At 43.4% G+C, this 11,886-nt stretch carries 14 protein-coding genes; 13 read left to right on the top strand and 1 reads right to left on the bottom strand.

Going from position 1 to position 11,886, the window contains the following annotated elements; all coding sequences use genetic code 11:
* Positions 1 to 55 precede the first annotated feature (55 nt).
* The 6 genes from ACTHPA_RS14885 to uvrC all read left to right on the top strand — a co-directional run bounded on the left by ACTHPA_RS14885 (position 56) and on the right by uvrC (position 5,555).
* Positions 56 to 637, top strand: a complete 582-nt coding sequence (locus tag ACTHPA_RS14885; protein WP_440501280.1) for a TetR/AcrR family transcriptional regulator — start codon at positions 56 to 58, stop codon at positions 635 to 637.
* A gap of 52 nt (positions 638 to 689) precedes the next feature.
* Complete coding sequence (locus ACTHPA_RS14880) at positions 690 to 1,463, top strand: enoyl-CoA hydratase (protein WP_440501278.1); 774 nt, start codon at positions 690 to 692, stop codon at positions 1,461 to 1,463.
* Between the two features lie 22 nt (positions 1,464 to 1,485).
* Positions 1,486 to 2,259, top strand: a complete 774-nt coding sequence (locus ACTHPA_RS14875; protein ID WP_440501277.1) for an electron transfer flavoprotein subunit beta/FixA family protein — start codon at positions 1,486 to 1,488, stop codon at positions 2,257 to 2,259.
* Between the two features lie 43 nt (positions 2,260 to 2,302).
* Positions 2,303 to 3,277 (top strand): electron transfer flavoprotein subunit alpha/FixB family protein, encoded by a 975-nt coding sequence (locus ACTHPA_RS14870; RefSeq protein WP_440501276.1) that lies wholly within the window; start codon positions 2,303 to 2,305, stop codon positions 3,275 to 3,277.
* A 123-nt stretch (positions 3,278 to 3,400) separates the two neighbouring features.
* Positions 3,401 to 3,715 carry a thioredoxin gene (gene trxA / locus ACTHPA_RS14865; RefSeq protein WP_440501274.1) on the top strand — a complete coding sequence of 105 codons (315 nt, stop codon included), beginning with the start codon at positions 3,401 to 3,403 and terminating at the stop codon, positions 3,713 to 3,715.
* Positions 3,716 to 3,773: 58 nt separating this feature from the next.
* Complete coding sequence (uvrC, locus tag ACTHPA_RS14860; protein WP_440501273.1) at positions 3,774 to 5,555, top strand: excinuclease ABC subunit UvrC; 1,782 nt, start codon at positions 3,774 to 3,776, stop codon at positions 5,553 to 5,555.
* 93 nt (positions 5,556 to 5,648) lie between these two features.
* Here the strand turns inward: uvrC and ACTHPA_RS14855 are convergent, their stop codons facing one another.
* Positions 5,649 to 6,065, bottom strand: coding sequence for a DUF2507 domain-containing protein (locus ACTHPA_RS14855; protein WP_440501271.1), 417 nt, complete (start codon positions 6,063 to 6,065; stop codon positions 5,649 to 5,651).
* 218 nt (positions 6,066 to 6,283) lie between these two features.
* On the opposite strand from ACTHPA_RS14855, the gene ACTHPA_RS14850 reads away from it, so the two are divergent.
* From ACTHPA_RS14850 to murI, 7 genes are all read left to right on the top strand, one after another.
* Positions 6,284 to 6,895, top strand: a complete 612-nt coding sequence (locus ACTHPA_RS14850; RefSeq protein WP_440501270.1) for a succinate dehydrogenase cytochrome b558 subunit — start codon at positions 6,284 to 6,286, stop codon at positions 6,893 to 6,895.
* Between the two features lie 52 nt (positions 6,896 to 6,947).
* Complete coding sequence (gene sdhA, locus ACTHPA_RS14845; protein WP_440501269.1) at positions 6,948 to 8,702, top strand: succinate dehydrogenase flavoprotein subunit; 1,755 nt, start codon at positions 6,948 to 6,950, stop codon at positions 8,700 to 8,702.
* 5 nt (positions 8,703 to 8,707) lie between these two features.
* Positions 8,708 to 9,508, top strand: coding sequence for a succinate dehydrogenase iron-sulfur subunit (sdhB, locus tag ACTHPA_RS14840; RefSeq protein WP_440501268.1), 801 nt, complete (start codon positions 8,708 to 8,710; stop codon positions 9,506 to 9,508).
* A 192-nt stretch (positions 9,509 to 9,700) separates the two neighbouring features.
* Positions 9,701 to 10,147 carry an acyl-CoA thioesterase gene (locus ACTHPA_RS14835; RefSeq protein ID WP_440501266.1) on the top strand — a complete coding sequence of 149 codons (447 nt, stop codon included), beginning with the start codon at positions 9,701 to 9,703 and terminating at the stop codon, positions 10,145 to 10,147.
* An 87-nt stretch (positions 10,148 to 10,234) separates the two neighbouring features.
* Complete coding sequence (locus tag ACTHPA_RS14830) at positions 10,235 to 10,447, top strand: helix-turn-helix domain-containing protein (protein WP_060204861.1); 213 nt, start codon at positions 10,235 to 10,237, stop codon at positions 10,445 to 10,447.
* Between the two features lie 193 nt (positions 10,448 to 10,640).
* Entirely contained in the window at positions 10,641 to 11,081 is a 441-nt protein-coding gene (locus ACTHPA_RS14825) for a MarR family winged helix-turn-helix transcriptional regulator (protein ID WP_440501512.1), read from the top strand.
* Entirely contained in the window at positions 11,078 to 11,830 is a 753-nt protein-coding gene (gene murI, locus ACTHPA_RS14820) for a glutamate racemase (protein ID WP_440501265.1), read from the top strand. Before ACTHPA_RS14825 ends, murI begins: the two co-directional genes overlap by 4 nt.
* The last annotated feature ends 56 nt before the right edge of the window (positions 11,831 to 11,886 follow it).

The raw sequence follows: 11,886 nt of genomic DNA, 5'->3' as shown, positions 1-11,886 counted from the left end.
TATGAAAATATGAATGAACCATCATTCATATTTTCTTCTTTTTGGTGGTGAATAAATGAAACGTGATAAACCTAAATATAAACAAATAATTGATGCTGCCGTCATCGTCATTGCTGAAAACGGTTACCATCAGGCGCAGGTCTCCAAGATTGCCAAGGAAGCTGGCGTTGCAGACGGAACGATCTATCTTTATTTCAAAAATAAAGAGGATATCCTTATTTCCGTTTTTCGTGAGAAGATGGGCGTCTTTGTAGACAATGTGAAAGAGATTTTGAAGAAAGAAATCTCTGCTACAGAAATGCTCGCCAAGATGATTGAAAACCATTTCAGTTTGCTCAATGGTGATCGCCACCTAGCCATTGTAACCCAGTTGGAACTACGGCAATCAAACAAAGAACTTCGGTATAGAATCAATGAAGTATTGAAGGAGTACTTGACTTTGCTCGATACCATCCTAAAGGAAGGAATCGAAAAAGGTGAGTTTGACGAGCGGATTGATATTCGGTTGGCCCGTCAAATGGTATTTGGAACAATCGACGAAACAATCACATCATGGGTAATGAATGATCAAAAGTATGATTTAATGAAATTGGCACCAGAAGTCCATCGCTTAATTTTAAACGGAATGAAAGCTTAAATCTCGATTTTTCATGATGCAGAATAGTGCATTTCGGAAAGGGTGGGGAAGAATGGAGTTTTTGAAAATCCATGTTGAAGATGGAGTGGCGACTGTCGCAATCAACAGACCGCCGGCTAATGCTTTATCTAGCAGTCTTATTCAAGAGATTGATAAAGTATTGGACGAAGTGGAAAATGATGATTCTGTCCGGGTTATCGTACTTCACGGTGAAGGCAAATTCTTTTCGGCAGGGGCCGATATTAAGGAATTCACTACAGTGACGTCCGGCGAACAGTTTTCTCAGCTTTCCTCTGCAGGGCAGGACGTTTTTGAACGAATGGAAAGCTTTAAGAAGCCGATCATTGCCGCCATTCATGGCGCTGCACTTGGCGGTGGATTGGAGTTGGCAATGGGATGTCATATTCGGGTTGTCACCGAAAAAGCTAAACTCGGGTTGCCTGAATTGCAATTAGGGCTGATTCCAGGATTTGCCGGAACTCAACGTTTGCCAAGATATGTAGGTGTGGCGAAGGCAGCGGAAATGTTATTAACGAGCGAGCCGATCACTGGGGAAGAAGCGGTACGATGGGGACTAGCCAATCATGCTTTCCCGGATGAGGAACTGCTTCCGAAAACGATGGAAATGGCAAAGAAGATTGCGAAGAAAAGTCCGATTGCCATGAAAGCTGCACTTCGTATGCTTCAATATACGAAAACAGATTCGTTCTACGAAGGGGTGAAGGCGGAGGCCGGTTCATTCGGCGAGGTTTTTGTCTCTGAAGATGCAAAAGAAGGAATCCAAGCTTTCATTGAAAAAAGGGAACCACAATTCAAAGGGAATTAAATAAGCCAGGGAGGTTTGCAATATGAACATTTATGCATTGGTGAAACGTACATTTGACACTGAGGAGAAAATCGCTGTTACAAACGGTAAAATCGCTGAAGACGGCGCTGAATTCATTATCAATCCTTATGACGAATACGCAATCGAAGAAGCAATCCAAGTACGAGACGAACATGGCGGTGAAGTAACAGTCATCACAATCGGCGATGAAGAAGCTGAAAAGCAGCTTCGTACTGCATTGGCAATGGGAGCGGACAAAGCTGTTCTGATCAATACCGAGGACGACTTGGATGAGATGGACGAGTTTACTGCTGCGAAAATCATCGCGGAATACTTAAAAGACAAAAATGCGGATTTGATCCTCGCGGGGAATGTCGCAATCGACGGAGGCTCCGGACAGGTCGGGCCACGTGTTGCGGAATTATTAGGAATCAATTATGTGACAACGATTACAAACCTTGAAATCGACGGCACTTCAGTCAAAATCGTTCGTGACGTTGAAGGGGATTCTGAAACGATTGAAACGTCCCTGCCATTATTGGTCACAGCACAACAAGGATTAAATGAGCCTCGCTATCCATCTTTGCCAGGCATCATGAAAGCAAAGAAAAAACCGCTTGAAGAACTGGAATTGGATGATTTGGACCTTGATGAAGATGATGTGGAAGCTAAGACAGAAACAATTGAAATCTATCTTCCGCCTCAAAAAGCTGCAGGTCGCATCCTAGAAGGAGACTTGGCCGATCAGGTAAAAGAGCTCGTTGAACTTCTTAATAAAGAATCCAAAGTGCTTTGATTGAATTCATAGTGTATTCATATTGTAATGGGAGGGACTCTATATGTCTAAAAAAGTAGTAGTACTTGGTGAAGCTCGTGAAGGGGCATTGCGTAACGTTTCATTCGAAGCAATAGCAGCTGCGAAAACAGTAGCAGACGGCGGGGAAATCGTCGGCTTGCTATTCGGCGACTCAGTTCAAACATTAGGGGAAGAGATGATCAAATACGGTGCGGATCGTGTCATCACTGTGGAGCATCCGCATTTGAAACATTATACATCAGACGGATTCGGCCAAGCATTCATGGCTGTCTATGAGCAAGAGAAACCAGACGCAATCGTGTTCGGTCATACTTCATTAGGGAAAGATCTATCTCCGAAGATTGCTAGTAAACTAGCTTCAGGTTTAATTTCCGATGTGACATCAATCGAAGGAGAAGGCGATGACGCGGTATTCGTCCGTCCGATCTATTCCGGTAAAGCATTTGAAAAAGTGAAAATTAAAGAAGGTCTTCTATTCTTCACAGTTCGTCCGAACAATATTGAGCCGCTTGTAAAAGACGAAAACCGTTCCGGTGACGTTTCTTCCGTCTCTGTTGACATCACGAACTTACGCTCCGTCATTAGCGAAGTCGTCCGCAAGTCGACGGAAGGCGTTGATCTATCAGAGGCGAAAGTTGTCGTCGCTGGCGGCCGCGGTGTGAAAAGTGCTGAAGGTTTTGCACCTCTGGAAGAATTGGCTCAATTACTCGGCGGTGCAGTCGGCGCATCTCGCGGAGCATGTGATGCGGATTATTGCGACTATTCGTTGCAAATCGGTCAAACAGGCAAAGTAGTAACTCCAGATCTATACATTGCAGCGGGAATTTCAGGCGCAATCCAGCATATGGCTGGAATGTCGAACTCAAAAGTAATTGTTGCTATCAACAAAGATCCAGAAGCAAACATTTTTAAAGTAGCAGACTACGGCATCGTCGGAGACTTGTTCGAAGTCATCCCGATGATGATCGAAGAAATCAAGAAAATCAAAATGAATTAATAAGCAAAAGGCTCCTGCGGAAGCGGGAGCCTTTCTCCTAATTGAAGCAGATGTTTCGCCCGTCTATATTTGACATGCTATAATGCAATCATAGTTGGATTTACTAAAGGAGGAAAAGAATAAATGGCTATTACACATGCAACTGACCAAGACTTTAAAGAACAAACAAAAGACGGCCTCGTGCTTGTTGACTTCTGGGCAACATGGTGTGGACCTTGTAAAATGATCGCTCCTGTATTGGAAGAGCTTGACGGTGACCTAAACGGCAAAGCCAAAATCGTCAAAGTTGACGTCGATGAGAACCAAGCGACTGCTGGAGAATTCGGCATCATGTCAATCCCGACACTTGTCCTCTTCAAAGACGGAGAAATTGTCGACAAAGTTGTCGGTTTCCAACCGAAAGAACAACTTGCAGAACTGATCGAAAAACACGCGTAATGGATTACTTGAAACCGGGAACCTTTAGAGGAACCCGGTTTTTTGGTAGGTGAAGAAGATGAATGAAAAAATAGAGCATAAACTATCCTTGCTGCCGGACTTGCCTGGTTGTTACTTAATGAAAGACCGTCAAGGCACCATCATTTATGTCGGTAAAGCAAAAATATTGAAAAACAGGGTCCGCAGCTATTTTACCGGATCCCATGACGCCAAAACACAGCGACTCGTCGGAGAAATCGAGGACTTTGAATATATCATCACTACATCTGATATTGAAGCGCTCATATTGGAATTAAACCTCATCAAACAGCATGACCCTAAGTACAATATCATGCTGAAAGATGACAAAACGTACCCCTACTTAAAAATAACTTCTGAACGGCATCCTAAACTGATTGTGACGAGGCAACTTAAAAAGGATAAGGGGAAATATTTTGGGCCCTATCCGAATGCTACAGCGGCACACGAAACGAAAAAGCTGCTAGACCGTTTGTATCCTTACCGGAAATGCCATCAGTTGCCGGACCGCGTTTGTCTTTATTACCATTTGGGTCAATGCTTAGCCCCTTGTGTGCATGAAATAAAGCAAGAAACATATAAAGAAATGGTGGACGATATAAGCCGCTTCCTGAATGGCGGATATAAAAGCGTGAAAAAAGAGCTAACGGAAAAGATGGCGGCGGCTGCTGAAAATCTTGAATTCGAACGGGCAAAGGAATATCGGGACCAAATTGCTAATATCGAAGCGGTCATGGAGAAGCAAACAATGATGATGAACGACTTCACAGACCGTGACGTTTTCGGGTATGCAGTTGAAAAGGGATGGATGTGTGTCCAAGTATTTTTTGTACGCCAAGGCAAATTGATTGAAAGGGATGTTTCCATATTTCCTTTATATCAAGATCCAGAAGAAGAGCTGCTAACATTCATCGGTCAATTTTACGGAAAGAGCGGCCATCTTCTGCCTAAAGAAATTTTACTGCCAGAAGGAATCGATTTGGAAATCGTTCAACAACTATTGAATGTGAATGTATTCATCCCTCAAAGAGGCAAGAAAAAAGATCTCGTGAAATTATCGAATAAAAATGCTCAAATTTCATTGCGTGAAAAATTCCAGCTCATTGATCGTCAGGAGCAGAGGACCATCGGGGCTTGTGAAGATCTTGGAGAGGCGATGAGGATTTCTACTCCACTGCGAATCGAAGCGTTTGATAACTCCCACACGGGCGGTGTCGATCCGGTATCTGCGATGGTTTCTTTCGTTGATGGAAAACCGAACCGAAAAGACTATAGGAAATATAAAACGAGGACTGCGGCAGCACATGACGATTATGGGGCTATGCGCGAAGTGATCCGCAGACGATATGTCCGCGTATTAAGAGATCAGCTGCCGCTGCCTGACTTGATTATTATTGATGGTGGGAAAGGTCAGATGGAAGTTGCGCGTGAAATCATTGAGGATGAGCTTGGCTTATCTATCCCGATTGCGGGACTTGCGAAGGATGACAAGCATCAGACGGCTCAATTGCTGTACGGAAATCCGGTAGAGGTCGTGCCGTTGAAACGGACGAGCGAGGCATTTTATTTACTGCAACGGATACAAGATGAAGTGCACCGCTTCGTCATTACGTTCCATCGACAACGCAGAGATTCGAATTCATTGACATCTGTTTTGGATGGTTTGCCTGGAGTCGGACCGAAGCGGAAACAGCAATTATTAAAGCATTTCGGTTCCATAAAGAAAATTCGGGAAGCAACTGCAGCCGAATTGAACGAGGCAGGCCTTCCGATTAAGGTTGCGGAGACCGTGATGGAATATTTCAAGGAAGATAAAAAATAAAGGGCTCATATCGAATGTCGATGAGCCCTTCTTCTCTTCTAGGAATCCTCTAGATTATTTTTCTTTTGAAAGAGAGATTTTAGCAAATTGCTATTATACGTTTGTTTTCAAATCCCATTTCACAAGAAAACGGACTTGTTTTTCTTTCGGGAATTTTTCACCATAGCATTCAGTCAAATAGCCATTCAGTATTTGGAACTGTTCAGCGATGAAACCGGCTTCTAGCTGGTAAGATCTTTTTTCTAACAAAGTTGCGTCGCATTGCTCAAGAATGAACATTGCCTCGTCCTTCGCAGATTTGCCCTCGTAGGCGATAAGTGGACCCCAGCCGGCTTCCTGAAAGAAATCGGGAAGTTCGTCGATTGAGAAGATTGGGAACTTCCTTGCCACGTCTTTCCCGGACCAATAGAGGATTTCATCTTCATGTTTACCTAGAATGTTCGGGAGCACATGGTCTTTTATGATTTCATATCCTAATCGTGTCGGAGTTTCATATGTTTGTTTATCCAACGATTATACAGTCCTTTCGGGAGAATCGGTTTGCGGATTGAACTTTTTGACAGCGACCTGTAAAAAGCTCACATCACCTTGACCTCCTCAAAAGTGAGGAGTACAATGAACATGTTATCATATTGTACCATTAAGAGGCATGCCGTCAACGTCCTTCATTTGTACAAACAGTGACGACGCATTTCGGACATATCTCTTAAATAAGGGAGGGTAAAGACTTGTCGAGAGAATCAGATTTTTACTTGCGCCGACTGCATTCATTGCTCGGAATTATTCCGGTTGGGTTGTTCCTGACTCAACACTTGGTTATTAACCATTTTGCAACTCGCGGTGAAGAGGCATTCAATAACGCATCTAACTTTATGGGGAACTTGCCATTCGTTCTTTTCTTGGAATGGTTTGTGATCTATATTCCACTGATGTTCCATGCGTTTTACGGTGTGTACATAGCTTTCACTGCGAAAAACAATGTTCAGCGCTACGGAACTTTCCGCAACTGGATGTTCTTATTGCAAAGGATTACGGGTGTTTTTCTTGTTATCTTCATTGCGTGGCATATTTGGGAGACAAGAATCCAAAAAGCTTTGGGCACTGAAGTGAACTTCGACATGATGGCGAACATTTTGTCTAGTCCATTTATGCTCGTGTTTTACATTGCTGGTGTTATTGCGGCAACTTTCCACTTGGCAAACGGCCTTTGGTCATTTGCAGTTACTTGGGGGTTTGCACAATCACCAAACTCACAAAAAATTGTTTCATACATTACAATACTAGCTTTCTTAGTACTATCGGTAATTGGCATTCAAGCCCTATTGGCATTTGTTGTCTAATTGATCGTAGATAAATTACAGAACATGTAAAAAAATGAGGAGTGAAACAATAATGGCAAAAGGCAGATTGATTGTCGTCGGTGGCGGACTTGCCGGCTTGATGGCAACTATCAAAGCTGCGGAAGAAGGGGTCGGGGTTGACCTGTTCTCACTCGTTCCGGTAAAACGCTCCCACTCCGTTTGTGCCCAAGGCGGCATTAACGGCGCAGTGAATACAAAAGGTGAGGGAGACTCTCCAGCAATCCACTTTGATGACACTGTATATGGAGGAGACTTCCTTGCGAACCAACCTCCAGTCAAAGCTATGGCTGAGGCAGCACCAGGGATCATCCACTTGATGGACCGGATGGGTGTCATGTTCAACCGTACACCTGAAGGATTATTGGATTTCCGTCGTTTTGGCGGTACGTTACATCACCGTACAGCTTTTGCTGGCGCAACTACTGGCCAACAACTTCTATATGCATTGGATGAGCAAGTTCGTCGTCATGAAGTGGCGGGTCTTGTTCAGAAGTACGAGCATTGGGAATTCCTTGGAATCATTATGGATGATGAAGGAATTTGCCGAGGCATCAAAGCGCAAAATATGCAGTCTATGGAAATTAAAGCATTCCCTGCTGACGCGGTCATAATGGCGACTGGCGGCCCCGGAATCATTTTCGGTAAATCAACAAACTCAGTAATCAATACAGGTTCCGCAGCTTCGATAGTTTATCAACAAGGGGCTAAATATGCGAATGGGGAATTTATTCAAATTCACCCGACTGCCATCCCTGGAGATGACAAACTTCGTCTCATGAGTGAATCTGCTCGTGGTGAAGGCGGTCGTATTTGGACATATAAAGACGGTAAGCCTTGGTACTTCCTAGAGGAAAAATACCCTGATTACGGTAACTTAGTACCACGTGACATTGCGACACGTGAAATTTTTGATGTCTGCGTTAATCAGAAATTGGGTATTAACGGGGAAAATATGGTATACCTTGACCTTTCTCATAAAGATCCGCATGAGCTTGACGTAAAACTTGGCGGCATCATTGAGATCTACGAGAAGTTCACTGGCGACGATCCACGTAAATTGCCGATGAAAATCTTCCCTGCAGTCCACTATTCAATGGGCGGACTTTGGGTCGATTACGAACAGCATACAAGCATCCCAGGACTGTTTGCAGCTGGTGAATGTGATTACTCCCAGCACGGTGCGAACCGCCTAGGAGCGAACTCCTTGCTATCTGCCATCTATGGAGGTATGGTTGCAGGTCCGGAAGCGGTCAAGTATATGCGTGGTGTAAAACGCTCTGCAGACGAGCTTCCTTCAACACTATTTGATGCAGCTGTGAAAGACGAACAGCAAAAATGGGACGCAACGTTGAAGATGGATGGCAATGAAAATGCATACATGCTTCATAGAGAACTTGGAGAGATCATGACGGATAACGTAACGGTTGTTCGTTACAACGATAAATTACAAGAAACGGATTACAAGCTTCAAGAGCTTCTTGAGCGTTACGAAAACATCAATATCGTGGACACACAACAATGGTCCAACCAAGGTGCGACATTCACTCGCCAGTTGAAAAACATGCTATACTTGGCACGTGTCATCACATTGGGAGCATTGAATCGTAATGAGAGCCGCGGTGCGCATTACAAACCAGAGTTCCCGAATCGTGACGACGAAAACTTCTTGAAAACGACAATCGCAGAGTTCGATGGAAAATCTGCGCCGATCCTTTCTTATGAAGAAGTGGATGTATCCTTGATTCCGCCGCGTAAACGTGACTATTCAGCGAAGAAAGGAGATTGACATAAGTGACTGAGCAAACAACTGCTGTCCTTGAACAGCCAACTGCAGGTAAAACGGTCAAATTTGAAATTCAGCGACAAGATACACCTGATTCAAAACCGTATATGGAAAGCTTTGAAATTCCATATAGACCGAATATGAACGTCATTTCCGCTTTAATGGAAATCCGTCGTAACCCGGTGAATGCTGACGGGAAGAAAACGACACCAGTCAACTGGGACATGAACTGCCTCGAAGAAGTGTGCGGCGCATGTTCAATGGTGATCAACGGACGTCCTCGCCAATCTTGTACGGCTTTAGTCGATCAATTGACACAGCCGATCCGCCTTGAGCCGATGAGAACGTTCCCGGTTGTACGTGACTTGATCGTTGACCGTGAATTCATGTTCGATTCACTCAAAAGAATCAAAGCTTGGATTCCGATCGATGGCACTTACGACTTGGGCGAAGGTCCACGTATGCCGGAGCGTAAACGCCAATGGGCTTACGAATTGTCTAAATGTATGACGTGCGGTGTATGCCTAGAAGCTTGCCCGAACGTGAACGACAAAACGAACTTCATCGGACCAGCATTATTGTCACAAGTCCGCCTTTTCAACTCGCATCCAACAGGTGCAATGAACAAAGACGAACGTCTTGCAACGATTATGTCCGATGGAGGAATCGGCGAATGCGGTAACTCGCAAAACTGTGTCGTCGCATGTCCAAAAGGTATTCCTTTGACAACTTCCATCGCTGCAATGAACCGTGCAACGACAGTACAAATGTTCAAAAACTTCTTCGGAAGCGACCATATGGTTGACTAATTATAATCTCTTGAAAGAACTGTCCAGAAAGTCGAAAATGACTTTTTGCGACAGTTCTTTTTTCCAATAAAGATATCCCTCGCCTGAAATAAGCCATATATTTTGGAAATCTGATGTGATATTGGATGTTTGCTACATATTTGCTATAATAAAAGAATGAATGTTCATTCATTTTTAAAAAGGGGAGTGGGAATGTTGAGGATTGCTTATATTGAAAACATGGAAAAGTGGATTGAGGAGTTTACTTTTTCAGTACCAGTAACCGTACGATTTTCAGAAACGGACATGTATGGTCATTTAAATAATACAGTCACTTTCGCATATTTTGAATATGCTAGGATTGAATATCTAAAGCACGTCGGTCATATGCAAGATTGGCTGAATCCGAATGGAACGACAATACCTGTCGTCGCTGATCTGCAATGTGACTATATGAAACAAGTATTCTTCGATGAACAAATGTCGATTTATGTAAAATCGGCCTCTGTCGGCAATAGCTCCGTCGACATCCATTATTTGGGGAAAAATGCAAAGGGAGAAATAGCATTTACGGGAAGGGGAACGATTGTCCAAATCGATAGGACAACAGGCAAATCTGTTCCTTGGAAAGACGATCAAAAATCCGGTTTTTCCTTGTAAAATGATGAACGAGCCGGCACAGCCTAAACCATCTTCACATATTGTAAAGTGAACGTGGATAGGAGGGGGCGCGTCTTGACAGGAGAAATGAAAAACCGTTCTTTGCTAACAGCAAGGGAGCGAGAAATCTTTCATCTATTAGTAGATGATCATACGACGAAAGAAATCGCAGGACGGCTCGGCATTAGCGAAAAAACCGTCCGGAATCATATTTCGAATACCATTCAGAAATTAGGAGTATCCGGAAGGGCACAAGCGATTGTCGAATTGTTGCGATTAGGGGAACTGAAACTGAATTAACAAATCTATTGTTGTTCCTTGAATAGCTGACTCGTTATGAACCGTCATATATATGTATATGCTCAGTTCCCTGAAAAAACATGATATACTTATTATCCTTTTTAAAACTGTTGCGTTCTATGATGAAAAAGGTGACAATAAGTAGACAGTATTCGTTTTCAGGGAGCTGGTATATGTGGCGGAACATAACGCAATGAGTCTTGACGGTGCCGAGAACATTGCTCGGATGGAAAAGGAACTTCGATATATATCTGGGATCATTAAGCAACAAGGTCGAAAAATATTAAGCAATTATACGATTACACCTCCACAGTTCATTGCCTTGCAATGGTTGTTCGAGCATGGCGACATGACAATTGGAGATTTGTCGAATAAGATGTATTTAGCGTTCAGCACGACGACAGATCTTGTCGATCGCATGGAAAACAACAGACTCGTGAAAAGAGTGCGTGATGAACAGGATCGCCGCGTCGTACGTATCCACTTATTAGGTGAAGGTGAACGTATTATCGAAGAAGTGATTGACAAACGTCGGAAATATTTGAATGCAGTTCTCGAGGATTTTTCAGAGGTAGAAATAAACGAGTTTTCCCGATTGTTGACTAAACTGCACAAAGAGATGATCAAGGATTGAAGATCCCGAATAATGCACCAATCGGAGTCATTGATTCCGGTGTCGGCGGATTGACCGTCGTAAAAGAAATATTACATTTTTTACCGAATGAAACAATTATTTATATAGGCGATGATGCGCGTTGTCCATATGGACCACGTTCAGTTGAAGAAGTAAAGGAATTTACGTTGGAAATGGCTTCTGCTCTTGCAAAAATGGGCATCAAAATGCTAGTTGTCGCATGCAATACGGCTACCGCGGTGGCGCTGGATATGTTACGTGAACAGTTTCCTTTCCCCGTCTTAGGTGTAATTGAACCGGGTGCGAGGGCAGCTGCGCTTGTATCTTCAAACAGAAAAATTGTTGTATTAGGTACAATAGGCACAGTCAAAAGCAAGGCATATGAGAACGCCATTTCTACAATTTCATCAGATACGGTTGTTATTCCGCTTGCCTGTCCCGAGTTTGTTCCTCTTGTTGAAAGTGGGGCATATAAGCAAACGGACATTCAACCAATTATTAAAAGGACTTTGGAGCCGATTGCACATTTGGAGTTCGATACGGCCATTTTAGGCTGCACGCATTACCCAGTTTTGCATGAGCACATTCAAGAACAATTGCCGTTTGGCGTGAAAATTGTATCATCGGCATATGAGACGGTGCGTGATGTGGAGAATACCTTAACTGGATTAAGCATGGTTAATATCTCCGGTGAAAGAAAAGACCCGATATTTTATACGACTGGGAAACGCACTGACCTAAGAAAATGAGACAAATAAAAACACCTTACGTTGAAAAACGGGTATTGAACCTTAATACATCAACG

The organism is Sporosarcina sp. SAFN-015, from assembly GCF_051966875.1.
Lineage (GTDB): Bacteria > Bacillota > Bacilli > Bacillales_A > Planococcaceae > Sporosarcina.
The sequence above is the reverse complement of the archived record's forward strand: the minus strand, read 5'-3'. Positions and strand labels throughout refer to the sequence as shown.